Consider the following 25,463-nt stretch of genomic DNA (forward strand, 5'->3'; position numbering starts at 1 on the left):
CCTCGATCAAGAAAAGTCGATCCTGTACCTGGCGGCCCGTCGACTTGAGAAGGCCCGGCACCGGCCTGAGCGGGGAAGGTTCAACCGGAGTTCGATCGACCCGACGACCAGGTGCCCGCACGTTGACCGGCGTCCGCTGGCCGTGACGCGATCACGGGATCTGCCGCAGGGCGTTGGACACGTGCAGGGGGCAACTTGCGCTGGCGGAGTGGACGCGGCTTGGTCATGCCTGGTAGGCAGGCGGACGTGCGGATCGTCTCACTGCTGCCGGCGGCCACCGACATCGTAGCCATGCTCGGCCTGACCGGGCATCTGGTCGGGCGCACGCACGAGTGTGACTGGCCGCCGGGTGACCTGGCCGGCGTTCCGATGGTGACGGCGACGTCTCTGCCCGAGGCGCTGACGAGCCGGGAGATCTCGGCGGCGATCGCTGGCGACGCGCACCGAGGATCGTCGTTGTACCAGCTCGACGTCACGATGCTCGAGGACCTGAAGCCGGATCTGATCCTGACCCAGGACCTGTGCGATGTGTGTGCGGTCTCCTACGCGCGGGTCAACGACGCGGTTCGGCTGATCGACCTGGATACCAGGGTGGTGTCGCTGGAGGCGAGGACGATCGGCGGGATACTGGACACCGTCGACGCCGTGGCCGCCCTGACCGACACCGCGGGCAGGGCGGCGGAGATCCGGGCGGACGCCGAACGTCGTCTCGCCGCGCTGCCCGGCCCGGGGACCGGCGCGCCGACGGTGCTGTTCGTCGAGTGGCTCGACCCGTTGATGCCGGGCGGGCACTGGGTGCCCGAGCAGATCGCCGCCGCGGGCGGGCGGTCGCTGCTGCTCGGTCCGGGGGCGCACAGCACCCCACACCCGTGGTCGGTGGTCGCCGACCTGGCCCCGGACGTGGTGGTGTTCGGGCCGTGTGGGTTCACCCCCGAACGGACCGTCGACGAGCTGTCCGTGGCAGCCGGGCAACCCGGCTGGGCGGACCTGCCTGCGGTTCGTCGGGGCCAGGTGTGGGTGGTCGACGGACCCGCCTACTTCAACCGCCCAGGCCCGAGGGTCGTCGACGGCGCGGAGATCCTCGCCGCCATCCTCGACGGCCGCCCGGATTCCCGCGCTCTGCAGATACCCGTTAGCGCAGGTTGACGCTGCCGAGCGGCCGACGCGGGCATCGGATGCGCGTTGCCGCAACGCACGGTGGGGCGACGGCACGCCGCCCCACCGTGCGCTCAGGTGAGCGTGCTGCGGACCTCGCCGGCGCCGCTGACCAGACGGGTCAGGGCCTGCTCGACCTCCGGGTAGCCGCGGGTCTTCAGGCCGCAGTCGGGGTTGACCCAGAGTCGGTCAGCGGGCACCGCCGCGACGGCGCGGCGTAGCGCGTCGGTGACCTCCGCCTGCTCTGGTACGCGGGGTGAGTGGATGTCGTACACCCCGGGGCCGACACCCCGTTCATAGCCGGTCGTGCGCAGATCGTCGAGGATCTCCATCTTCGACCGGGACGCCTCGATGCTGGTGACGTCCGCGTCGAGAGCGTCGATCGCGGGCAGGACCTCGCCGAACTCGGAGTAGCACAGGTGGGTGTGGATCTGGGTGGCGTCGGCGACTCCGCTGGTGGCGAGCCGGAACGCCCCGACCGCCCAGTCCAGGTACGCGCGCTGCTCGGCCCGACGCAGCGGCAGTGTCTCCCGCAGGGCGGGTTCGTCGACCTGGATGATGCGGATGCCAGCGGCTTCCAGGTCGCGGGCCTCGTCGCGCAGCGCGAGAGCGACCTGGTTGGCGGTGTCGGCGAGGGGTTGGTCGGTGCGGACGAACGACCAGGCCAGGATCGTCACGGGTCCGGTGAGCATGCCCTTGACCGGTCGGTTCGTCAGCGACTGCGCGTAGGTGGACCAAACGACGGTCATCGGCCCGGTCCGGGTGACGTCGCCGTAGATGATCGGAGGGCGTACGCACCGGGAGCCGTACGACTGCACCCACCCGTTGACCGTGGCGGCGAACCCGTCGAGCTGCTCACCGAAGTACTGCACCATGTCGTTGCGTTCCGGCTCGCCGTGCACCAGCACGTCCAGCCCGAGTCGTTCCTGCACGGCGATGACGTGGGCGACCTCGGCGCGCATCCGCTCGGCGTAGCCGCTGTCGTCGAGCCGACCGGCCCGGTGCGCCGCGCGGGCCTGCCGCAGCTCCGTGGTCTGCGGGAAGGATCCGATGGTGGTGGTGGGCAGGGGTGGGAGGTTCAGCCGGGCCTGCTGGGTGGCGGCCCGCTGCGCGTACGGCCCGCGCCGTAGGTGCTCGGGACGCAGCGCGTCCAGTCGGGCTCGGACTGCGTCGTTGCGCCAGGCCGCCGGGGTCACGGGCAGGGCAGGGGGAAGGGCGCCGACACCGTCGCGCAGGGCGCGTCCGAGAGCGACGACCTCGTCGACCTTCTGCCTGGCGAACGCGAGCCGGACACGCAGGTCCGGGTCCAGGTCAGGTTCGGCGGCGAGGTCCACCGGCACGTGCAGCAACGAACAGGACGTCGACACCGCGACATGGTCGGCCAGGGCGGTCAGTACGGCACCGGTCGCGGTGGCGGTGCGAAGGTCGGTACGCCAGATGTTGCGCCCGTCCACCAGCCCGGCGACGATCGTCTTCCCGCGTAGCGGGCCGGCGGCGGCGAGGCGGTTCAGGTTGCCCGGCCCGGCGACCAGATCGATGCCGACCGCCTCGACCGGGGTGCCCAGCAGTGCCGGCAACGCGTCGCCGAGGTCACCGAAGTACGACGCGACGAACAACCGCGGCCGGTGCTTCACAACGCCGAGCCGGCGGTACGCGGCGCGCAGCGCGGCGATCTCCTGCGGGGTGCGGTCGGCGGCGTACGCGGGCTCGTCGAGCTGCACCCATTCGACCCCGGCACCGGCCAAGACGCCGAGGATGTCCTCGTAGACAGCGATCAGGTCGTCGAGCCGGTCGAAGGGCCGGAACCCTTCCGGCGCGTCGTCGGTGGCCTTGGACAGCAGGAGGTAGGTCGCCGGTCCGACCAGCACCGGCCTGGTGGTGACGCCGAGCGCCTTCGCCTCGCCGTACTCCCGCACCGCCTTGTCCGTCCGAGCGGTGAACGCTGTGCCTGGGCCGACCTCCGGCACCAGGTAGTGGTAGTTGGTGTCGAACCACTTCGTCAGCTCCAGCGCCGGCTCCCGCTCCGTGCCACGCGCCATGGCGAAGTAGGTGTCCAGGTCGCCGAGACCGAGGCGGCGGAACCGGTCCGGGACCGCGTCGACCAGAACGGTGGTGTCGAGCACCTGGTCATAGAACGAGAACGTGTTCGACGGGATCGCGTCCAGGCCGGCGTCGCGCAGCGTGCGCCACACATCGGCGCGGAGGCTGGCGGCAGTCTCTTGAAGGGTGGTCGCGTCGATCCGGCCCGCCCAGTAGGACTCGACGGCGTGCTTGAGTTCGCGGTGCGGACCGATGCGGGGATAGCCGAGCACGGTGCTCAGCCCGAACGGTGTGGTCACGGAACAGGTGTCCTTCCCTCGAGGTCGACCACCGACCACACTGGAGGGACACGGCAGGGCGCGGACGACGGCCGGGCCTCGCCCTGACCCTCCCGAGAGGCCGACGGCGGCGCACGCGGACGCGTACGCGGTGCGGGCAGGTCTTCGGACTCGTGGGCGTGACCGGGGCGACCCGATCTCCTACTGGCCGTCGCTTCCCAGACGCTCACGCGTCCAGTGCGTGTGACGGCGGTCGTTCCCACTCACCGCTGCGGGGCAGTCCCGGTTTCCCACCGGGTTCCCTCTTACGACGCCACACCGAGGCGGTGCGGCGAACCAGCACTGCCGACCATCGTACGGCCGGAAGCTGATCCCCGGTGCCGCTGTCGCAGGCGGATTCTCCCTGTCGCCCAGAGTTGGACGGGCCGGGAGTCCGGTCGTGCCCGGACTCCCGGCCAAGGCCGACTACGGCGGGGAGATGGACGGAGCCTGCCCGGAGCCGAAGCGCCATCCTTCGACGGTGCCCTGGGCGGGGTTGTAGCTGCTCGCGCCGAGGGTGCTGTAGGACCAGGTACCGCCGGGTACGGCGTGCCAGTACGACCAGTACGCGGTGGCGGGCGGCGTGTTGACGCACGGCTCGGCGGCGGCTGTGGGATAGCCGTTGATCCGGCAGACGAAGGCAAGACCCCACCGTTGGGTACCCGTCACGGCGAAGCCGGCTCCCTGCAACGCGGCCAGGCCGGTCGGCGGATCACCGAGCCGGCAACCGGTCTGGACACCGAGGCCGAACGCAGTGAGGTCGACCACCACCGTGACGCCCGCACCCGGGGCGCACGCCGCCGCGTGCGCGGCACGTGGCACCGGGTCGACGGCGACCAGGCCGACGCTGACGACGGCCGCCGCGAGCAGCAGTGCCATTCGGCGGCGGCATCGACCTTGTTGAGGGTGGGCGGCGACGCCGTGGCGGCGGCCGGTACGGCTGTCAGTGACAGCGTGAGCACGGCCAGCGCAGCGGCTACGACTGCGGGCGCGGTGCCGGAGGGGGCGGTTGACCATGAAGCGACGCCTTTCCGGGCTCCGATGGTCCGAGACGACCCGACTCCGGTTCGGGCGGCTCCGACCCGTGGGCCACGACGGGTGGGGAGGCTGGTCACGCGGACTGGCGGGTAATCGGGCTCGCGGCGTCACTACGTTTGTCGCCGCCTACCGTTGCGGGCCAGCGCCGGACTTCGACCGGACTTCCCCCGTCAGCACACAGGTATGAAGTTGTGACGGACAGTGTTCCCACGGGTGGGGCTCGCCGTCAAGGCCCTGATCCGACGGGTGCTAACGACGCAGACCTTCCGATCCGGGCAGTCGCGTCCCCACTCTCGGCTCTTGTTGCAAGATAGTGGCAACAGCCATAATGAGGCAGCATTGAGAGGACGTACTCCATGGCCGTGTACAACCTGCCCGACCTGCCCTACGACTACGGCGCACTCGAGCCCGCCATGTCCGGCGAGATCCTGGAGCTGCACCACGACAAGCACCACGCCGCATACGTCAAGGGCGCCAACGACGGGCTCGACCGGCTCGCCGAGGCCCGCGACAAGGGCGACTACGCAACCCTGGTCGGCCTGGAGAAGACGTACGCGTTCAACCTGTCCGGGCACGTCCTGCACTCGATCTTCTGGAACAACCTGTCCCCGGACGGCGGTGACCGCCCCGACGGTGAGCTGGCGGCGGCGATCGACGAGCACTTCGGCTCCTTCGACGGGTTCGCCGGTCAACTGTCCGCGGCGACCAAGGGTGTGCAGGGTTCCGGCTGGGGCGTGCTGGCGTGGGAGCCGCTGAGCCAGCGGCTGATCGTGGAGCAGGTCTACGACCACCACGGCAACGTCGGGCAGGGGTCCACCCCGATCCTGGTGTTCGACGCCTGGGAGCACGCCTACTACCTGCAGTACCGCAACGTGCGCCCGGACTACGTGGACCGGCTGTGGAACCTGGTCAACTGGACCGACGTCATCTCCCGTTTCGACGCCGCCCGCGCCGCCACCCCGAAGATCTGATCCCGGCGTGAGCGGGTACACCCCCGAGGCGGCCGAGATCGTCCAACGCGCCGCCGGGGTCATCGCCGCCAAGCATCGCGGTGACCTCCCCGGTGCGGAGGCGTTGATGTCGGCGTTCAGTTCCGAGCAGGCCCGTACCCTCGGTTTCTACCTGTTGGCCGATCTCGCTCTGGGTTTGGTGAAGGCGCAGAGCGGCCAGTCGATGGACGATCTGGTCCGGGAGCTGTCGTTGCTCTTGGCCGAGACCGCCCAGTCCCCGCCTGCATGACGGTCCGCTGGGTTCCGCCCGTCGGCGGAACCCAGCGGACAACAGCAGCTTCTACCGCCCACCTCGGGGAGGCCCGATGCGCCGGAAGATCGAGCACCGTGTCCTGACAGTGGACGGCCAGCAGATGGCGGTGTTGGCCGTGGCTGACTTCCAACGACTTGAGACCGCCCGTCGGCAGCTCGGTGCCAGCGAGAGTCAGGCGCACCAGCTTCGCCAGCAGTTGCGAGACGTTCAACGTCGTGTTGCCCGCTTGGAGAATCTGCTCGCTGTGTCGTCCCGCTCCGGGGTGCCGGAGCGGGAAGCAACAGGGGTGTGTGCGCGCTGTACCGGTGAGGCCGACGATCCGGTCGGCCCAGCGGCGCCGCAGGCTCTGGTCGTGGCTGATGACCAGGACCTCGGCCTGCGGCCCGCGATGTCACGTCGCCTGATGGTCGACCCGATCGGCTAATTGATCAACGAAGTGGTCATGCCGTGACGCCGCTGACCATCCCACTGACGGCGATCAGACGCCGTAGCGGAGGTAGATCGTGTCGCCGACGGTCACTGTCGTGCCGCGGGTCGCGGTGGCCAGGGTGCTGCCGTCGCGGGACACCTTCCAGGTGGACGAGCCGCTGTTGGCCAGGCCGTTGATCGTGGTCACGGTGCCGGTGCCACTGGTGGGAAGAAGGGAGGTGACGCAGCCGCTCGGGGTGGCCGCGCCGACGGCGGCGTCCAGCACGGCGCCGAGGGTGGTGGTGGCGGCGGTCGGGGTCAGCGTGACCGCGCACGGTTTGATGCTGCCGCTGCCGTTGTCGATGATCACAGCGAGCCGGGTGGCGGCGCCCGCCGTGAACCCGCTCGCCGCGACCCAGGTGGGCGCCCCGGCGGTGACCGGGACCGGGGGAGCGGCGGTGTAGCCGGCACCGGCGAGGGCGCGCACCGCGTCGATGGAGGCGTACGCCGACGGGGTGGTGTTGGTGGGCAGGTACTTGAATCCGCCGCCGGTCAACTGCTGCGCCCGGAGGAAGTCGATCGGGGTCTTACCGGCGGTGGTGGTGAAGTCGGTGCCCTGGTTCGGGATGCCGCAGGCGTTGAGCCCGGAGACGGCCCAGGCGTTGGAGTCGGTGTTGACGCCGAACATCGAGCTGAACGCGCCTGAGGCGTTGACGAGCTTGCTCTTGAGGAAGTTCTTGGCCTGCACGACGTCGGTGTCGGTGTTGGGGACTCCGGCGGCGCAGAGCGCGGCCATCGCCGCGCCGGTCATGTCGATGTCGCTGGCGGTGGCGAGTTGGGTGGGGTTGCCCTCGGCCTGGCTGAAGGTCCAGCCGCCGTCGTTGTGCTGATTGTTGCGGATGCGGGTGATCGAGAGGTTGAGCAGTGCCTGCGGTACGCGGGCGGCGCCGGCCTGGGTCTTCGCGCCGGCCAGGGCGAGAGTGCCGAAGACGGTGCCGTTGAAGTTGGCCGGCGGGCCGTAGTAGCCGGCCGAGCCGGTCTGCCAGTAGGCGATGGTGTCGGCGATCAGGTTACGGGTGGGGGAGACCCGGGCGGGGTCGATGCCGGCGGCGTAGGCATTCAGGACCCCACGCTCGTAGTCGGTGACCACCGGCGTGCTGCTCGGCCAGGACGCGGCCGAGAGTTGGTTGCGGTAGACGGTGCGGGCGTTCTTGGTCGTGTCGCCGGAGGGGTAGACGTCCACGGCCGCGACCCCGGCGGGCGCGAACGCGCTGAACGCCCACTCGTTCGACAGTCCACCGCTGGCGTAGCTGCCGTCGGCGGCCTGCAGGGTCCGCAGGTAGGCGACGCCGTTGGTCTTGGCGGTGGCGATCTGCGCGGCGGTCGAGGTCGCGGCGGCCGGTGCGGCACCGCCCGTGACTGCCACGACCGTGGCGATCAGCGCGGCGGCGGGAACGGCCGCGAGGCGTCTGCGGCGGCTGCCGGAGGAAAGGCGCGAGGACATCAGGGCTCCTTGGGGGTACGGGGCACGGCTGCCTCGACCCGGAGCCCGGCGCGCGCCGGCGGGAGCGGGGCGGGCCGGCCGCAGGACGCGTGGGACGGGTACCGCAGGTGCTGCGTCACCACGTGGGTGGTCGGGCTCGGGACGGGGCGAACCGTCCTCACCGTTGCGCGTCAGCCCCGGATTCCCACCGGGTTCCCCCACGCGATGACGCGGTCACGGTATGGGAGGAGACCCCTACCGCGCGCTGTTAGGTTCATGACACGTCTTCGCGTTGACGGGGTGGTGGCGGCTGTGGTCCGATGGCGGCGATCCAGCAGTCAGGGGAAGCCGGTCAAAGTCCGGCGCTGGCCCGCAGCCGTAGGTCCCGTTACCGGGACGAGTCGGATTACCTGGCTGGATAGTGCACCGCAGCGCCGTCGAGGTACACGGCGCGGAGCCAGGTTTCCGGGGTTTGTCCTCGGGGTCCGCGTCCGCGCCTGCGCCGCTAGCCCCCGAGAGAGTCGCCATGTCCCCACTGGTCAGTCGAACGTCGCGTGTTCCCGCGGCGTGGTTGGCGGCCGTCGCCGCAGCGGTGCTCGGCGCGGTGGCGCTGGTGGTGCCGACCCGCGCCGCGCTCGCCGACCCGCTGGATTCCTGCACCCCGACCCAGGGCGCGATCGTCGCTGTCGACTTCGGCGCGTGGGGTGGGCCGCTGCTGCGCGGCTGCGACGCCACCCCGACCACCGGGCTGGACCTGCTGCACGAGGCGGGTTTCACCACCACCGGCACCGACCACGACGGCCCCGGTTTCATCTGCCGGATCGGGTCGCCCGACTTCGCGTCAGGTGCCGAACACCCGACGCCGGCCGATGAGGCGTGCCAGTTGACCCCGCCCGCGTCGGCCTACTGGTCCTACTGGATCGCCCCAGCCGGGCAGGACCACTGGACCTACAGCCCTCTCGGCGCCATGGCCCAGCGCCCCGGCCCGGGTGAGGTCGAAGCGTGGGTCTTCGGTGGCACCGACATCGGGGGCACCACGGGAGCGCCGAGCTTCACCCCCGCGTCGGTACGCGCGAGCGGCCCCACTCCGACCGCCACTGCGACTCCGACGGCGACCCCGACCTCGACGCCAGCGCCGACGCCACCGACGGAAGCGCAGGTCAAGGCGGTGGCGAGTTACCTGGTGGGGCAGCTCGCCGACGGCGACCACGTCGACAACGGGTTCGTCGACTACTACCGGACCATCGCCGTCGCCACCGCCCTGGCCGGGACCGGGGGGCAGGACCAGACCCTCGGCAAGGTCGTCGACTACCTGCGGGCGCACGTCGATGCCGCTATCTTCCCGAACGGTGCCACCGCCGCACCCCACATCGCCAACGTCGCCAACCTCGCGCTCCTGCTCACCAGCACCGGCGGCGATCCACGCGCGTTCGGCGACCGGGATCTGATCGCCACGCTCACCGACCGGGTGTGCACCGCGGCCGACGTCGACGCCGGCTGCGCCGCCGTCGGTGACTTCGTCGGGTCGAGCGATCCCCTGACCCACGCGACCGCCCTGCTCGCGCTCAAGCGGGCCGGCGTCACCCCGCCGGCCGCGACCGTCAGCCGACTGACCGAGCAGCAGTGCACGACCGGGGCCTTCGCCGGTCTGTGGCGCAGCCCCACCGACGCCTGTGACCCGGACCTCGCGGCCACGACGCTCGCCGTCCTGGCGCTGCACACGCTCGGCGGGCACGACGCGGCGCTCGCTTCGGCCAAGGCATTCCTGGCCGCGGCGCAGGAGCCCGACGGCGGTTACCAGCCGTGGACCGGAGCGGGCTACAGCGAGACCTATCCGACCGGGCACGCCGCGCAGGCCCTCGCCGTCCTCGGTCTCGCCGACCGGGCCGCCGCCGCCACCGGCCTGCTGGTCAGCCGGATCGTCCCCGGCGGTGGGCTCAGCCCCGACCCGAGCAACCCGGACGCGGACCTGCCCGCCACCGCCGCCGCCGCGCTCGCCTTGGCCGGTAAGAACCTGGCCACCCTGGGTGCGTCGCCACCGCCGGCCGGGCCGCGGCCCGATCTGACCAAGGGAGTGTCCTACCTCGTCGCGCCGAGCAACCTGATCGACGGCAGGTACTACGAGTCGTTCCCCGGTTTCCCCGACTTCGGGTTGAGCATCGACGGTGCCTACGCCCTGGCCGCAACCGGTGGGGACGACGCCAAGCTGCGGGCGATCGTCGAGTTCCTGCGCGGTGGCGGCGCGGTCGGCGACAACGGCTTCACCGTCGACATGTGGTTGGGCGTCGGCACCGACTACGCCGTCGGCGGCGCGATCGGCAAGGTGGCGTTGCTGGCCCAGGTCACCGGCTACGACCCACGCTCGTTCGGCGGACACGACCTGATCGCCGCGCTGGGTGACGTGACCTGCGCCAAGGCCGACGCATCGACCGGCTGCGCCGGGGCCGGCAACTACCGGTACGCCACCTCGGTCTTCGGCCAGTCGCTCGGCATCATCGCGCAGTTGCGCGCGGGACAGGGCGAGGCCGCCGCCAAGCCGGTGGAGTTCCTCAGGGGACTGCAGCGCGCCGACGGGTCGTTCCCCAGCCTCATCCCGGCGGCGGACACCGACAAGGACGTCGACAGCACCGCGATGGCCGCGATGGCCCTCGCCTCACTGACCGACGACCCGGCGGCGGCCACCGCCGTCGACAAGGCGCTGGCCTGGATCGCCTCAACGCAGAAGGAGCACGGCGGGTTCCCCGGCGCAGCCGGTGACTCCACCAACTCCACCGCGCTCGCCATCCAGGGCCTCACCCTGCGCGGCAGCAGCTACGCCGGCCAGGTCGACAAGGCGCTGGCGTTCCTGGCGGCCCAGCAGAACGACGACGGAGGGTTCACCGTCGCGGCCGGTGGTCAGGCGGGATCGGACGTCCGCGCCTCCACCCAGGTCGTCGGTGGTGCCACCGGCATCTCGTTCGCCGCCCTGACCCGGGACGTGCACGAGCTGCCGGGTCCGGACCCGTCCGGCTCGCCCACGCCCACGCCCACGCCCACGCCGACGCCGAGCGCCAGTCAGTCGGCCTCGCCGCCGGCGACACCCGGTGCGACCCCGTCGACGACGGGCACCGCCGGGCACTCGTGGGGCAACCTGCCCCGCACCGGCGTGTCCATCGTGACCATCGCCCTGCTGGCGCTGGTGCTCGTCGTCGGCGGCGTCCTGTTGCTGGTCGCCGCCCGTCGCCGCGCGGTGTCCGACGCCGGCGGTGGATCGTGACCGCCCGCCGGTGGCTCCGGTCGATCGCTGCCCTGACGATCGTCGCCGCGCCGGTGGTGGCACCTACGCCGACGCTGGCCGCGCCCCTGCCGATCGGGCAGTGCACCACCTCGTCCGGGGTGATCCTCGCTGTCGACTTCAGCCGGTGGGGCGGCCCGCTGCTGCGGTCCTGCGGCACCACCCCGACCACCGGTTACCAACTGCTCAACCAGGGCGGTTGGCGCACCACCGGAACCCAGCACGACGGGCCCGCGTTCATCTGCCGCATCGGCTACGCGGGTCACCAGGGCGGAACGCAGTACCCCACCCCGGCCGACGAGAAGTGCGCGCTCACCCCACCGGCCAGCGCGTACTGGTCGTACTGGCACGCCGACCCAGGGCAGAACACCTGGGTCTACAGCCAGCTCGGCGCGATGAGCTACAAGCCCAAGCCCGGCAGCGTCGACCTGTGGATCTTCGGAGCGACCGACATCGGCGGAACCCAGGGGCGGCCCACGGTCAGCCCGGACAGCGTGCGCGCCCGCAACAGCACGCCGATCGGCGTCGCCACCACCGCGCCGCCCGCAGGTGCACCCACCCCGGCGCAGCCCGCCGGTGGGAACCCACCGGCCGCCGGCAACCCGCCGACGCCGGGTGACCCCGGCGTCGGCCCACCCCCGCCCGGCCTACCACCGACGGGAGCACCGGCGTCGGTCCCGATGGGCGGTACGCCGACGCCTCTGGCCAGCCCGACGACATCCCCCACAGCGGGAGTGCCGTCCGGGCCGCCGGCCGCCACCCCGGACGGGCCGCGCATCCTCGACGCGGCACCCACCGCGACGGCCGCCCGCGAGGACACCGGCTCGGCGCTGCCAGCGCTGATCACCGTCGGCCTGCTGGCCGTCCTCGTCTTGGTCGGCGGTGTCCTCGGCTGGCGGCGACGCCGCACCTGAAGCGATGCCCCCGACCCGCACGGGACTTCTGCACCGCCTCGCGGTCGCCCGGCTGCCCCGCCCCCTGCACCCGGTGGCCTGGTGGCTGTGGGCGCTCGCCCTGGCGACCGCCGCGAGCCGTACCAGTAACCCGCTGTTGCTGCTGCTGATCTTCGCGGTGCTCGGGTTCGTCGTCACCGTCCGCCGTACCGACGCCCCGTGGGCGCGGGCGTTCCGCTACTACCTCTACCTCGCGCTGATCATCATCGCGATCCGGGTGGTGTTCCGGACGGTCTTCGCCTCCGGTATCACTTCCGAGGACCACATCCTGTTCCGGCTGCCGCACCTGCCCACCCCCGACTGGTACGCGGGCATCCAGATCGGCGGCCCGGTCTCCCTGGAGGCAACCCTGTCCGCGGCCGTGGACGGGCTCCGGTTGGCCTGCCTGCTGTGCTGCATCGGCGCCGCCAACAGCCTCGCCAACCCCAAACGCGCGCTGCGGGTCCTCCCCGGCGCGCTGTACGAGCTGGGTGTCGCCGTCACCGTCTCGCTGAGCGTCGCACCACAACTGGTGGAGAGCGTCCAACGGGTCGCGCGTGCCCGCCGGTTACGCGCCGGACGGGCCAGGGGCCTCGGCGCCGCACGGGCCATCCTGATGCCGGTCCTGCACGACGCCCTGGACCGGTCGCTGCGGCTGGCCGCCGCCATGGACGCGCGCGGCTACGGCCGGGTCGGCACCGCCACACCCGCCTCGCGACGGCTCACCGGCGTCCTCATGCTCACCGGCATGGCGGGCCTGTGCGTCGGCGCGTACGGACTACTCGACCCGGGCGTGCCCCGCCCGGTCGGGCTCGGTGGCCTCGGCGGCGGCGTGGTGCTCTGCGTGGCCGGGCTCGCCCTCGGCGGGCGTCGGGTGTCGCGCAGCCGCTACCGGCCCGACCCGTGGCAGTGGCCCGAGTGGACGGTCGCCGGCTGCGGCGTCGTCACCGCTGTCGTGCTCAGCGCCGGCACCGGCTACGACCCCGCCGCGCTCAACCCGACCCTCTATCCGCTGCACTGGCCCAGCCTGCCCGCCCTACCGGCCGCCGCGATCCTCGTCGCCGCCCTCGCGGCGATCGCCGCACCGACACCACCGCGCCCGCACCGACCCGAGCCCGCCGCCGAACGACGTGCCGCCGACATCGCAGGAGCACCATCATGATCCGCTTCGAGCGTGTCACCGTCACCTACGACGGCGCGTCCCGCCCCACACTGCGCGACGTCGACCTCGACATCGACGAGGGGGAGCTGTGTCTGGTCGTCGGACACACCGGCGCGGGAAAGTCGACACTGCTCGCCGCGATCAACGGCCTCGTACCGCACTTCACCGGCGGCACCCTGCAGGGCAGCGTCCGCGTCGCCGGCCGGGACACCGCCCACCACCCGCCACGCGAGTTCGCCGACCTGGTCGGTGTCGTCGGGCAGGACCCGGTCGCCGGGTTCGTCACCGACACCGTCGAGGAGGAACTGGCGTACGGGATGGAGCAGCTCGCCCTCGACCCGGCGGTCATGCGGACCCGGGTGGAGGAGACCCTCGACCTGCTGGGCCTGGCTGACCTGCGCCACCGGGGCCTGCACGAGCTGTCCGGCGGTCAGCAGCAGCGGGTAGCCATTGGCGCCGCGCTGACCGCCCATCCACGGGTGCTCGTCCTCGACGAGCCCACCTCCGCGCTCGACCCGACCGGCGCAGACGACGTCCTCGCCACCATCACCCGACTGGTCCACGACCTCGGCGTCACCGTCGTGCTGGCCGAGCACCGCCTGGAGCGCGTCCTGCCGTACGCCGACCGGCTCATCCACGTCGCCCGCGACGGCACCGTCCGCCACGGCGACCCGGCCACCCTCATCGCCGGCACCACCGTCGCGCCACCTGTGGTCGACCTCGGCCGCCGGGCCGGCTGGTCACCGTTGCCATTGTCGGTGCGCGACGCCCGACGGCACGCGAGTGCCCTGCGCGACCGGTTACCCCCGACGCCGCCGCGACCACACCGACACTCCCACGCCGACGCCCGCAACGCCCTGACGGCGGCCGGCGTGATCGTCCGCCACGGACCGGTCGTCGCGGTCCGCGGCGTCGACCTGACCCTGGTAAGCGGTGAGATCACCGCGCTGATGGGCCGCAACGGATCCGGAAAGTCGTCGCTGCTCTGGGCGCTGCAGGGTTCTGGTCGCCGGGACGGCGGCAGCATCGCCGTCCCTGAGACTCGACACGGCACCCTCGATCCGGGACGGGTCAGCGCCAGCCAAGCCCGCCGACTCGTCGGCCTCGTCCCGCAGACCGCCACCGACCTGCTCTACCTGGACACCGTCGACGCCGAACTCGACCAGGCCGACCGCGACGGCGCCGAACCGGGCACCGCGCGGCGTCTCCTCGACGCCATCGCCGCCGGCATCGACGGCGACAATCACCCCCGAGACCTGTCCGCCGGGCAACAACTCGCCCTGGTCCTGGCCATCCAACTCGCCGTCACCCCCGGCGTGCTGCTCCTCGACGAACCCACCCGAGGGCTGGACTACCAGGCCAAAGCCGCGCTGACCCGTACCCTCGACGACCTCGCCGGGCAGGGCCGCGCCGTCGTCGTGGCCACCCACGACGTCGAGTTCGCCGCCGCCACCGCCGACCGGGTCGTGGTCATGGCCGACGGTGAGGTCGTCGCCGACGGCCCGGTCCCGACCGTGCTCACCGCGTCACCCACGTTCGCCCCGCAGGTCGCGAAGATCCTCGCGCCGCTGCCGTACCTGACGGTGGGGCAGGTCGCCGCCGCCCTCGACGATCCGGAGGTACGCGCGTGAGCACGCTGACCGTCGCCGTCCGCGTGCCCGGCCGTGCCGTGCTCGCGATCACCATGGCGTCGTTCCTCGGCTTCGTCGCGTTCCTCTGGCCGTTCGTCGTCGCACCCGGCACCTTCGGCTCCACCCAGACCCCGCCGCTGATGTTCGGGGTGCTGCTGCTCCTCGTCCTCGCCGTCATCTTCGCCGAGATCGCCGACGGCAGAATCGACGCGAAGGCCCTCGCCATGCTGGGCGTGCTGTCCGCGATCAACGCGGCCCTGCGACCACTCGGCGCGGGCACGGCCGGCATCGAGACGGTCTTCTTCATCCTCGTCCTCGCCGGTCGGGTCTTCGGGCCCGGCTTCGGATTCGCGCTCGGCTGCACGTCACTGTTCGCCTCCGCCCTGCTCACCGGGGGAGTCGGACCCTGGATGCCCTACCAGATGTTCGGCTGCGCCTGGGTCGGCATGTTCGCCGGCCTGCTGCCCAGGCTCCGGGGACGGGCGGAGATCGCCCTGCTCGCCGCCTACGCCGCCGTCAGCGGGTACTTCTTCGGCTTCATGCTGAACCTGTCGTTCTGGCCGTTCTCGCTCGACCCGACCAGCTCGATCGCCTACCAACCGGGCCTGCCGATGCTGGACCAACTCCACCGGTACCTGACCTTCTTCACCGTCACCTCACTGGGCTGGGACACCGGACGAGCGGTCACCACCGCTGTCCTCGTCACCCTCGCCGGGCCGGCGGTGCTCGGGGCATTCCGGCGGGCGGCCCGGCGTGCACGTTTCCGAGCTGCTCCGGCGTTTACGGCCGCTGCTGTGCCGTCCTCAGCCGACCTGCTCTGATTTACGAAATTCAGTGCCCGGCGGCAGTTCGCGCCGGACCCCGGGCGTGTTGGCCGAACGCTCACCCCATTCCCGGTTGTCCGAGTGACAGTGACACCCCGACTACGGGCAGCCGCAGGCACACGTTGCGGAAATGGAGGACCTGGTTGGCGAGGGCGTACTCGTGGGGAAAGCGGCCGCAGTACCCGGCGTCGCCGCCCATCGCCACGTCGTCGACGTAGGGCGGTACCTCGTCGGTGCGTTGCTCGTTCCAGACCTGTCGAACGGTGTGGCGGGTTTTGGTGAGGATGACGCGGACGGCGTGATCGGTCGGTGCGGCTGCCTGGGTCTACAGGGCGACGAGTTGCCATTCCTGGTTGCCTCCGGTGCTGGTGACCGGCCACTGGATCACGCTTCCTCCGTCGGCCGTCGAGGCGCCGGACACGTCGGCGCACCAGCCGTTGCGTACGTTGACCAGCCGGTGGTAGCCGCTGGTGCTGGCGGGCACGAGTTTCCACCACTGGTTGTCGCTGTTGGTGTCGGTCGACTGGGTCAGCGCCGCGCCCTGCGCAGAGCCGCTGGCGCTGTGCAGCACTTTGCCGCTGCTGACGCTGCGGATGCGGTAGGACCCGTCCGGGTTGGGTTCCAGGGTCCACTGTTGGTTGGTGGCGCCGGTCCACGTCCACTGGATGATGCGCGCGCCGTCGGCGGTGGACCCGCCGTTGACGTCAAGCACCTTGCCGCTGCTCCGGTTGACGAGCCGGTACTTTCCGGCGGGGGCGTTTGTCGACAGACCCACGGTGATCTGGATCGTGGTGGCGGCGGGCAGCGCGACGCGCCGGGCGTGGTTGCCGAGGGTGGAGGAGGTGACGGTGACCGCGGGGGTGGCGGTGACGGAGGCGATGCCCCGGCGGCAGATCAGGCTGATCTCTTGGGCGATCGCCGAGTTCAGGGTGACGGTAGCGGTGCGGGCGCTGGTGTCCCAGGTGAGCTCCTGGATCAGGATCCGGTTGCGGCCACGGACGCCCGTGATGGTGCCCCGGGGGAGTTGGTCCGGTAGCGCGGGCAACAACTCCAGGACGCCCGGCCGGGTGTAGACCAGCGACTCGGCGAGCACCGCGGGGATAGCGTTGGCGGCGTCAGCGTTGTAGATGCTCAGATTCGGGTTGTGGGAGGTCATCAGGGACCGGAACACCATGTTCCGGCCGAGGATTTTGAGCAGGTTGGCGTACACGCCGGGCCCATCCTTGAGGCGGGCCCGGGCCAGGGCCCGGTGCAGGCTTCCGTGGGCCGAGAGGTTCTCGTCGCCGCGCAGGTCCAGCGCCCGGCGGGCGGTGCGGACGAGATCGGGCCGGTCCTCCGGGTTGATCTCGTGCAGCGGCCAGGCACCGTACAGATGATGGGCGTGTCGGTGGTTGTAGTTGTCGGTCAGTCCGGGCCAGGACCATTCTGCCAGCGCGCCGTCGCCGTTGACGGTATAGGCGGGGAGCCTGGCCAGCAGCGCGGTCCAACGTTGCACGCCCTGTCCGGCACCCTGCTCGACGCCGAGCGTGTTGGCTGCGTCGACGGCAGCTGTCAACGCGTGTCGACCGGCCATGATGTCGCCGGTGGCGTTGATCGCGAGGAGCTGGCCCGTGCTGGCCGGCCGGTTCTCCATGGAGAAGGACGGGACGAAGACCACCTTGCCGGCCGAGTCGGTACGGGTGAGGAAGTCCTCGTAGAAGAGAGCCAGCTCGATCAGGGCGGGACCGAGGTGGTCGCGCAGGAAGGCGACGTCCCCGGTGGTCTGGTAGTACTCGAGCAGCGGGTACAGCAGCCAGTCCGCGCCGCCCGTCCAGCAGTGCCCGGGAAAGCCACTGTCGAAGTGCAGCATGTAGCCGTACTCGCCGTCGGTGCGGCTCGGGGCCAAGAAGCCGCGCGCGCCGTAAAGCCGGCGGGCATTCTCCCGCCAGTGGGCCAACTGTCCGAGGACCAGCGTCCGGTACCCCTGCATCGCGTCACCGAAGTCGAGAATGTTCCCGGCCGCTACCTGGAGGTTGATGTTGGCGTCGGTGGTGAAGTCGTCAGCCCAGGCCCCGGTCCAGGTGCCGGTCCAGATCCCGGTCAGGCGTGGCGGCAGGACCCCGCTGGAGCTGACGAAGTGATACCGGCCCGAGTCGTACAGGCGCTCCAACAGCGCGATGTCGACGATGGTGGGGCTGGTCCTCTGGCGGGCGATCAGCTGACTGGTGGACAGTTGTCGATCGGCGGCGGAGACGCCCAGGTCGATGCCAGAGCGGCCGTACATCGCCTGATGGGTTGGGACGTGTCGGCCCTGCAGGGTGGCGTAGTCGGCGGGCAGCATTGCCAGCGCGGCCTGCAACGGCTGCCCGTCCCAACCGGCGGCCGTCTCATACCGGTCGAGCTTGGTCAGCAGCAGAATCTTGGTGGCCCGGGACACCACGAGAGCCGAACCGCTCACCGTGACCGACGCCTGGCTGCCGCTGGCTACGACGCGGGTGACCCCTTCGAACCCGTACGCGCCGCCGGACGGATACGTGCCGCGCACGTCCAGGTACCCTGAGCCCCCGACGACCGTCGCGGAGACCGTGTAGCGCACGTTGCCCGGCAGGCCGTCCAACCCGGTGTTGACGCGCAGGGTCGCGTCCAGCGTCTGTCCGAGCGCCGGCAGCAGCTCGTGGACGACGACCCGGTCTGCGCGTGAGGCGAAGACGCGACGCCGCCAGGTGCCCGACCCGTCGGTCCAGGTGTGGCTGACCTCGCCGGTGGCGAAGTCGGTGATCCGGGCGTAGTCGTTGACCGTCGTCATCGCCGGCGTGCTGATCTGCAACTCGTGGCCAGGGTGGTAGGTCTGCGTCCACCGCAGCGCCCAGCCGTTGACGAAGGTCGTCGTGGCCCCGGTGTAGTTCCCGGACAGAGCCTGGTCACGGGCACGGGAGAGCTGCCCCGAGTTCACCGGCGGCAGCACGCCCCGGGAGCCGTTCGGCAACACGAACCGGTGATGGTTGAAAATCACCTTCTCCAGCGTCGGCGTACCGTAGAGCACCGCGCCGTACTCGCCGTTGCCGGTCAGGAGACCATCGGTCCACGCGGTCGCCGCCACCGTGTCGTAGATGCCCCGCTCCGGGAGCGTGACCTGTGTCGGGACGGCTGCGGAAGCCCGTCCGGGCGCCGCCCCGTCGGCGAACGCGACAGCGCCGGCCGACAGTGCCGTGGTGGCGAGCAGTTGCCTCCGCCCGATGGGACGTTCGGAGAGGCTCATACACCGAACTCACTTTCCGTCACGACGCGCGACCTAACGTGATGCCCCTGCTTCGCCTGCGTGCCGCACTGTGGCGGGCTAGCGAATCGATTCGCGTCATCGTACGAACGCCGTTGATGGGCGTCAATATGAGGTGGGCTGGGCGTGCGGTGGGCCGTGCCGGTTCAGCGGGAGTAAGACGTCCGATCTGCGCAGGTGTCAAGCCGGGGTTGTTCTCTGACGTTGCGGGCGGGGTGTCTCAGGCCGCGCCGGGTTCGGCGGACAGGCTCGCGGTGCGGCCGTAGAAGCGGTGAACCTGCCCGACGGCGCGTTCGAAGTGACGTAGGCGTTGGCGTGTGCGGTGTGGCTGGCCGCCCGGTCATGGCCTCCCTCCGGCCCTGGGCCGCTGGAGCGGGCTTCCCCGGCAGCCGGGGCGCTTGTTCAGCGCGGTGTTCAGAGACGCATTGGTCCGCAGGTCACTCCATCGGCGCGAAGAGCCGGTCGAGCTGGTGATCGATCAGCTCGACCGCCCGTTCCGCGCTCAGCTGCCCGAGCAGCACTTGGCCCTGTAAGCCGGTCGTTCCCGCCAGCAGGAAGTCCGCTTCGTCGCGCCGTCCCTCCGGCAGGAGCATGGCGATCAGGTCCTCCAGCTTCGGCGGCGCATCGCGGATCCGATCGCGTAGTGCGTCCACGGTCATGAGCCGAACGAAGTACGCCATGTGCACCAGATGCCGTTGTCGGCGGCTCTCGTCCAGCGGGAGAAGTTCGAGCAGGACGCTGCGCAACACACTACGAGGCTCCGGCTGGGGGCCCAGTGCGGCGACTCGTTCCTGAGCTTCCGCCTCACCGTCGCGGTTGAGGAGCTCGAGAGCGCCGAGTAGCAGGTCCTCGCGGGTGCCGAAGTAGTACTGCACCTGCCGGGCGGGCACTCCCGCCTCCGCCGCGACGCGCCGGATCGTCGCATCTTCGAGCCCTCCAGACGCGGCCAGCCGCCATACCGCAGCAGCGATGTGGCGGCGCCGTGCCTCATGGTCGACCTGGCGAGGCATTCGACGCTCCCATCAATTTGGTACGATCGCACCATCAAGATTTGGTTCAATCGTACCAAATGCAGGGGAGGGCTCTGCCATGAGAACAACCACGCTGGTCATCGGCATGATTCTGCTGGTCTACGGAGCTCAAGGCACAGTTCGCCAACTCGTGGACCACGACAACGCCGGCTTGCTCGGCTGGGCACCCGGCGGCTTCGGCACTCAACTGGCTGGCCATGTGGTCCTGGGTATCGTCGGTCTCCTCCTTGCCGGCTGGGGCGGCCGCCGGCGCGGCCAGTGAACGCCCGCTCCTCCGAATGAGGTCCCGAGTCCATCCCGACGTTGAGACGTGGCCGGAAGGTCACCTGCCCGGGCGGAGGCCTCCCGCCGACCCGCGACCGGTAGTCGGCCCGCCGGTAGCTTCCGGCCAGGAGCAACGCCAGCCTGATCCGGGCACCGTACGAACGTCCGGGTACTTGGATCTCCGTTACGTCCTTGACCAGCGCTGGCGTTGCTCTCGGTCCGGAAAATTCCGGCGGGCCTTGATGACCGCGTGACCCCGCCTAACGTGACTTTCCGAACGTCGGTCCTCAAGGGCCGGGCCTCAGGCCGCGCTGGGCTCGGCAGGCAGGCTCGCGGTGTGGCCGTAGAAGCGGTGGATCTGCTCGACGACGTGACCGTAAAGCGCGGCACTTACTCAGAATCCTTATCTGCGGTTGTTCGCCTCGGACATGGACCAGTTGGTGCCGTCGGGGAGAGTTGCTCCGGGAACCTGCCGTTCCTGTTCAGCGTCAGCGACGTGCGACGGCAGGAGAGGCGGATCTGACGGCCGTGGCCGTCTACCTCAGCTCCGACACCGCAGCGGTCTGGCGACTCATCCAGATCCAGACCCTCGCCCTGGCGGTGCGAGCGCAGATCTGCGCGTTGCGGGAACACCTCGTTGCATCGCGTTGGTCGGTGCCGGATGCTCTGGCGCTGTGCGCGGTTGTGGTCAGATTTAGAGTTCGACAAAGGCGGTGAACCTGGTGCGCTCGCCACCGAAGAACGCGAGCGGCACGGTTTGCCGTCAACGCCGGTCGACTGAAACTCACCAGGACCCCTGCGGTGGGGCTCAAGCTTGATGCCTGCACGTTCATTTCGGTCAGTCGATAACCCAGCCAGCTGGCTGGCAAGGTTGGACCATACGCGGCCCGACTTCGATTCATGCTCACGCCCGGTAATAGGCGCGCGAGGTTGAGCCAACTCTGAACGTGCCGTGATCTATGATCATGTGCACCCGAAATGGAGCACCGATGATACGTGCAAGAGTTCGAATCCCCCCTCGGACACAAACCATTGCCCCACGGTGCGCGCTGAGATCGACTGCAGCGCGCACCGTTTGCGTTTCAGCCTGGTAGTTCAGCCGGAGACCGAGTTGCCGGTAGACCTCGGCCTTGTCGGCCGGATCGGCGTCACGGAGCACGGTGGTGATGTCGCCGAGTGCGGTCACCAGGGCGGTGATCTCTGCTCGGCTCATCCGGCGCGGGATGGAACCCGCGATGGCGCGTAGTTCGGCCTTCCGCGCGGGCGCGTTCGGCCTGGGTTTGGGCGATCCAGGCGGTGACCACCGCTGGGTCGGGACAGGAGCAGGGGGATGCGCGCTCGCCCGCGTCCCCCTGCTCGCGCTTAACTCGGCAGCCTCATTGACTACTCCGGCAGTTGCATGGGTCGGCCGCAGCCGGGGGCAGCGGACAATTTCGTCTGCGTCCAGCCGACCGGGTCGACGAGCGGTCCGAGCTCGGTGATGTCGCTGCCGGAATCGTTCTCTGGGTTCTTGTCGAAGTAGACGGTCACCTTGCCGGTGTCCTTGTCCCGGGCGTAGTAGAGGCCACTGCCGGGTGAAAGCAGGTGGCTCAGGTTCGACCACGTGTGACCGAGCGGCCAATCGTAGAACGAGTTGACGCCATTGATCAGGTAATTGTGCAGCGTGCCGTCCGTGGTCTTCGTTCCGATGATGTGCTGGTTGGCGCTGGCGGCGAGGGTGTTCAGCGTGAAGCCGGTGCCGATCGTCATCGAACCGGTGATGTCGCCGCTCACGGGCTTGTCCGGGTAGATCGTGTAACGCTGCAGAGATCCGGCGGCGGTCACCCCGTGCAGGTAGGAGCCGTGGTAGGTGAGCTGGGTGAAGCCCGTCCAGCGGGAGCCGATTGCCACCGGAGCGCCGAAGGTGAGTCCGGTGGTGTTGTTGGTGATGTCCACCCGGTAGAGCGGGCCGGCTGGGCTGGTCATCAGCACCGTGTTGTCGTTGAGAGTGGCGATCGCGAGCGGCGCGAAGCCGAGGGGCGCGTTCGATGTCAGGCGCCGGACGACCGTCCGGGTGTAAGGCTCGATCAGCGTATAGGTCAGCCGGTTGTCGGCGTTGACACCGTAGAGCGTGACCTGCGGATCGCAGTCGATCGCCGGGCCCGCTGGCATGACCGCGTTCGTCGAGGTCTGTACGGCGGAGATGGTGCCGTCGAGGAAGCCTCCGACGACGCCGTTGTTCTTGACCGCGCCGACGCGGAAGCTGCCGTTGGCGTCCGGCGGGTAGGGGTTCTTGGGGCTGGGTTCGGCGGAATAGGTAGCGCTGGCAGCCGGGACACCGTCGATCTTCAGGAGCAACCGCCGGGTGGCGCGTTCGTAGTGCACCGCGATATGGGTCCACGTGCCGAGCCGGGAGGTCTCCGGTGCCGTGCTCACCGTGCTCCAGGTGGGCGGGCCGTTCCTAGTCAGGATGCCGTCGAGTACGGAGAACCGCCACGACCGGTCGCTGGCTTCCGGCCACAGCCGGTAGGCGGGGTGGTTGGCATAGCCGCTGTCCTGGGAGATGACCGTGCCCCCGAAGGCATCGAGCTTCACCCGCATGCTGAGGGTGAAGCTCGCCAGCTTCGACACCGCGGGCTGTGTGGAGGCCAACGAGCCGGAGACGCCGTCGAGGGCGACGGCGGGGGTCGTCGAGTCGCCGGTCGTCCACGTGGCGCCGGCGGTCGCGGTCAGCGGCATCGGAGTGCCGTTGTGGACGCTGTCGCCGACGGTCAGGACTTGGGTGCCGTTGGTGGCGTCAGCCGGCATATCGGTCAGCGTCCAGGTGTGCGCCGCACCAGGGTAGGTGGTGGTGATGGCGCTGACCCAGGTGGGCAGGTCATCGACCCGGGCGCCGGTGACTGCGGAGCCGGCGCCAGTGACGTCTAGACAGCCCTCCTGGCCGGCCTGGCTGAGCACTGCGGCGACCTTGCCGCCGACCAGGACCGGTGCGCCGGCCATGCCCTGGCAGATCTGCGGACCGGTGGGTGCGGACAGCGTGGTTGCGGTGGTCGCGGAGAACGTGACGTTCGCGATGCGCTGTGTGTCCGTCAGTCGATCGGTCGCGGTCTGCCCGAAGCCGACCGCCGGCACTGATACACCCGGGATCGCAGGCACGGTGGCGACTGTCAATGGAGTCACGCCGTCCACGGCGGTGACCAGGCGGGCCAAAGCCACGTCGCGGCCGGGTTGGGGGCTGACCCAGTCGACGGCGACGACGCCCTTGCCGGGCAACACCGCCCGGCTTCCTTCAGGTGCCTTCGCTTCGTTCACGACCGGCGCGACCGGGTTGTCGGCGAAGCAGCTCGCGGCGGTCAGCAACCAGCGGGGCGAGACGAGGGTAGCGGTGCATTGCCGATCGAGAGTCGTGATCTTTCCGACGGCGGCTTGGGCGCCGCTCACCGGTGCCATGCCGTCGCCGGCGCGAAGTTGCACCAGCATCGTCGGTGACGCTTCCGGGTCGGCGCCCAGGCCGACCTGGGTGGAACCGTCCGGATCAACCTCGACGGAGATCTCCTCGCCGTCATCCGCGACCAGATCGGCGGTCATCTCGTGACCGGTGTTGGGTCGTTGGCCGTCGCCGCGGATCTCGTATACGCCGGGCACCGCGAGGGTGAGCCAGCCACCCGTCGCGGTGACCTTGAAGCAGGCCCGGCCGATTCCGTCGGCGCCGATCGTCTCGTCGGTGGTATAGATCTTCAGCAGGCCGATGTCGCCTGTCGGCGGGCTCGCACAGTCGGCCAGAATGATATGGCCGTCGCCGGCGATCAGTCGGACGTTCTGCTCGGCGAGGATCTCGTCGGCGCCGGGATAAAGCGAGTCGTCCACGAGAGACGGTGCGGGCAGGGCAGCAGCAGTGGCCGACCCGCCTGTGCCGAAGATGCAGACTGAAGCTGAGACCGTTGTGGCGGCAGCAATTGCCGCCCATCGCCGTAATCCGACCATGGCTACGCAAACTCCCCCGTGTATGAAGCGAGCCTCCTGAGATGAGGTTGGCTCACGGAAGGTAACTCTCCGCGTCAAAAGGCGTCAAGATTAGTGCAGTCAATATGTCAAGCGCGCAAGATGTCGCTGCTCCGTCGAATGGCGCGACTGCGTCGGGAGGGAGGCGTGTTCGACGGGGCCGCCCAGTTAGGAAAAGGCCGCATCGGGCCAGGCCCGCGCGGAGTGGGCGGCCTGCTCCAAGCAATCGTTTCGGCCGGCCCTGGCCCAATGCCTCGACGGACATCATGCTTGCCCACCTTCAGCGGCCCCGGGGTTCTTTGCTCCGGCTCCATCACTTGAATGTCGAGGGTGGCCAGGCTGGACAGCGGACACCTCGAAGCCTGCCCTGTGCGGGAAGCTCGTCACCCACTCCGTCGTGGTAAGGCGGTAGTCGTCCAGGCGCAGCACCTCCCCGGCGACGGGCAACGTCCGCCAGGCGATGGGATCACGTCCAGGCTTGGGAAGGCGAGCGTCGCCAGTGCAACGCTCCGCTCAAGGTGTGGCACGAGCGGATCGAGTGCGAGACGTACCCCTCCTGCTCCTCCTTCGCCCGCACCGCCGCTCCCGCAACTCCCGCGGATACGGCTTTGCTCCTGGCATCTTTCGATCCATCCCAAGTGGGGGTTTTCTACACGAACGCGGGATTTTCAGACAACGCGGCCGTGGTTTGGGATCGATGTGGACAAGGGTAGTCCTCGCTCCCGGCGAACGGCCCGGTGAACAGCCGTGGTGCAGATGTCCCGCCGACCGGCCATCGTGCTGTGTCGATCCCGCGCGCATCCGGCAGAGGGTGGTCAAGGCCAAGGCGGGGGTTACCGACGTCAATTTCTTGACTGTAGGGAACGGTTGCGTCCCACGAGCATGTTCACCTACGCTGGGGGCGCTCCTCGGTCGCAGGACGGCCGAAAACTATGATAACAGCAGGTCAATGCCTATCGTGCCGGACGGGTGGCCTGTCGTTCGTGGCGATGATTCCTGACGGGGGAAATCACATGGCCCACTTTATTCGGTGCGCAGGGTCTGCTCATGGCGTTCTCCATGCAGGCCGCGTCGATCGACGCCTGTGCCGCAACGGTCGCCAACGTTCCTGACGATACGCCCGGGTGGGTCAGTCATCGACTGCTGCAGCTATCCGACTGCCGAGAAGATCAGGCGACGAACGTCAATGGATTCCCATTGATGCTGGCGCGTGACTACGGTCGTCGGTCCCCCATCGTGGTACCCGGGCCCGTCAAGGCCTCCTCGTGGCTCCGGCACGCCGTATTGCAGTGGATGACGGCGGCTGGCTAAGCCACTTCTCGCATTCCTTCCTCCATGACCGCACGCCACGAAGGTCCACTAGGGCCCTCACTGCCGAATCGACGCTGCCGAACCGCGGCCTCA

18 protein-coding genes and 4 riboswitches are annotated in these 25,463 nt (G+C 70.1%); of the genes, 11 read left to right on the forward strand and 7 right to left on the reverse strand.

From position 1 onward, the window contains the following. The first annotated feature begins 246 nt into the window (after positions 1-246). A complete protein-coding gene (locus tag O7617_RS23795; RefSeq protein WP_282258245.1) occupies positions 247-1,146 on the forward strand; it encodes an ABC transporter substrate-binding protein in 900 nt (299 codons plus the stop codon). Between the two features lie 83 nt (positions 1,147-1,229). On the opposite strand, the gene metE is transcribed toward O7617_RS23795, so the two are convergent. After that, positions 1,230-3,494: a 5-methyltetrahydropteroyltriglutamate--homocysteine S-methyltransferase gene (gene metE, locus O7617_RS23800; protein ID WP_282258246.1), complete on the reverse strand. Its 2,265-nt coding sequence runs from the start codon at positions 3,492-3,494 to the stop codon at positions 1,230-1,232. 117 nt (positions 3,495-3,611) lie between these two features. After that, positions 3,612-3,829: riboswitch (cobalamin riboswitch) on the reverse strand. Between the two features lie 109 nt (positions 3,830-3,938). After that, a complete protein-coding gene (locus O7617_RS23805; RefSeq protein WP_282258247.1) occupies positions 3,939-4,391 on the reverse strand; it encodes a hypothetical protein in 453 nt (150 codons plus the stop codon). A gap of 225 nt (positions 4,392-4,616) precedes the next feature. Next, a riboswitch (cobalamin riboswitch) is annotated at positions 4,617-4,765 on the reverse strand. A 141-nt stretch (positions 4,766-4,906) separates the two neighbouring features. On the opposite strand from O7617_RS23805, the gene O7617_RS23810 reads away from it, so the two are divergent. The 3 genes from O7617_RS23810 (at position 4,907) to O7617_RS23820 (ending at position 6,237) form a co-directional block, all read left to right on the forward strand. Next, entirely contained in the window at positions 4,907-5,521 is a 615-nt protein-coding gene (locus O7617_RS23810) for a superoxide dismutase (RefSeq protein ID WP_282258248.1), read from the forward strand. 7 nt (positions 5,522-5,528) lie between these two features. Next, the gene (locus O7617_RS23815; protein ID WP_282258249.1) at positions 5,529-5,789 is read left to right on the forward strand and encodes a superoxide dismutase; all 261 of its coding nucleotides are present in this window, start codon (positions 5,529-5,531) and stop codon (positions 5,787-5,789) included. A gap of 76 nt (positions 5,790-5,865) precedes the next feature. Continuing rightward, positions 5,866-6,237: a hypothetical protein gene (locus O7617_RS23820; RefSeq protein WP_282258250.1), complete on the forward strand. Its 372-nt coding sequence runs from the start codon at positions 5,866-5,868 to the stop codon at positions 6,235-6,237. 54 nt (positions 6,238-6,291) lie between these two features. On the opposite strand, the gene O7617_RS23825 is transcribed toward O7617_RS23820, so the two are convergent. Continuing rightward, positions 6,292-7,725 (reverse strand): hypothetical protein, encoded by a 1,434-nt coding sequence (locus tag O7617_RS23825; protein ID WP_282258251.1) that lies wholly within the window; start codon positions 7,723-7,725, stop codon positions 6,292-6,294. Between the two features lie 103 nt (positions 7,726-7,828). Continuing rightward, positions 7,829-7,953, reverse strand: a riboswitch (cobalamin riboswitch). Positions 7,954-7,995: 42 nt separating this feature from the next. Then, a riboswitch (cobalamin riboswitch) is annotated at positions 7,996-8,137 on the forward strand. 93 nt (positions 8,138-8,230) lie between these two features. Here O7617_RS23825 and O7617_RS23830 point away from each other — a divergent pair. Genes O7617_RS23830 through O7617_RS23850 form a run of 5 tightly spaced genes read left to right on the forward strand, consistent with a single transcriptional unit; the run spans position 8,231 to position 15,524 of the window. Further along, the gene (locus O7617_RS23830) at positions 8,231-10,960 is read left to right on the forward strand and encodes a prenyltransferase/squalene oxidase repeat-containing protein (protein WP_282258252.1); all 2,730 of its coding nucleotides are present in this window, start codon (positions 8,231-8,233) and stop codon (positions 10,958-10,960) included. Further along, complete coding sequence (locus O7617_RS23835) at positions 10,957-11,892, forward strand: LPXTG cell wall anchor domain-containing protein (protein ID WP_282258253.1); 936 nt, start codon at positions 10,957-10,959, stop codon at positions 11,890-11,892. Before O7617_RS23830 ends, O7617_RS23835 begins: the two co-directional genes overlap by 4 nt. Positions 11,893-11,896: 4 nt before the next feature. Beyond that, positions 11,897-13,072 carry a CbiQ family ECF transporter T component gene (locus O7617_RS23840; RefSeq protein ID WP_282258254.1) on the forward strand — a complete coding sequence of 392 codons (1,176 nt, stop codon included), beginning with the start codon at positions 11,897-11,899 and terminating at the stop codon, positions 13,070-13,072. Beyond that, a complete protein-coding gene (locus tag O7617_RS23845; protein WP_282258255.1) occupies positions 13,069-14,703 on the forward strand; it encodes an ABC transporter ATP-binding protein in 1,635 nt (544 codons plus the stop codon). Before O7617_RS23840 ends, O7617_RS23845 begins: the two co-directional genes overlap by 4 nt. Further along, positions 14,700-15,524 carry an ECF transporter S component gene (locus O7617_RS23850; protein WP_282258256.1) on the forward strand — a complete coding sequence of 275 codons (825 nt, stop codon included), beginning with the start codon at positions 14,700-14,702 and terminating at the stop codon, positions 15,522-15,524. Before O7617_RS23845 ends, O7617_RS23850 begins: the two co-directional genes overlap by 4 nt. A gap of 328 nt (positions 15,525-15,852) precedes the next feature. Here the strand turns inward: O7617_RS23850 and O7617_RS23855 are convergent, their stop codons facing one another. Then, the gene (locus tag O7617_RS23855; protein ID WP_282258257.1) at positions 15,853-18,765 is read right to left on the reverse strand and encodes an RICIN domain-containing protein; all 2,913 of its coding nucleotides are present in this window, start codon (positions 18,763-18,765) and stop codon (positions 15,853-15,855) included. A gap of 455 nt (positions 18,766-19,220) precedes the next feature. After that, entirely contained in the window at positions 19,221-19,793 is a 573-nt protein-coding gene (locus O7617_RS23860; protein ID WP_282258258.1) for a TetR/AcrR family transcriptional regulator, read from the reverse strand. Positions 19,794-19,872: 79 nt separating this feature from the next. Between O7617_RS23860 and O7617_RS23865 the strand changes: the two genes are divergently transcribed. After that, the gene (locus tag O7617_RS23865) at positions 19,873-20,076 is read left to right on the forward strand and encodes a hypothetical protein (RefSeq protein WP_282258259.1); all 204 of its coding nucleotides are present in this window, start codon (positions 19,873-19,875) and stop codon (positions 20,074-20,076) included. A 906-nt stretch (positions 20,077-20,982) separates the two neighbouring features. Here the strand turns inward: O7617_RS23865 and O7617_RS23870 are convergent. Next, positions 20,983-21,291, reverse strand: coding sequence for a hypothetical protein (locus tag O7617_RS23870; protein ID WP_282258260.1), 309 nt, complete (start codon positions 21,289-21,291; stop codon positions 20,983-20,985). A 170-nt stretch (positions 21,292-21,461) separates the two neighbouring features. Next, positions 21,462-24,119, reverse strand: coding sequence for a trypsin-like serine protease (locus O7617_RS23875; protein ID WP_282258261.1), 2,658 nt, complete (start codon positions 24,117-24,119; stop codon positions 21,462-21,464). 987 nt (positions 24,120-25,106) lie between these two features. Here O7617_RS23875 and O7617_RS23880 point away from each other — a divergent pair. Further along, on the forward strand, positions 25,107-25,370 hold the full coding sequence (locus O7617_RS23880) for a hypothetical protein (protein ID WP_282258262.1): 264 nt from the start codon (positions 25,107-25,109) through the stop codon (positions 25,368-25,370). The last annotated feature ends 93 nt before the right edge of the window (positions 25,371-25,463 follow it).

It is taken from the genome of Micromonospora sp. WMMD1155, from assembly GCF_029581275.1.
GTDB lineage: Bacteria > Actinomycetota > Actinomycetes > Mycobacteriales > Micromonosporaceae > Micromonospora.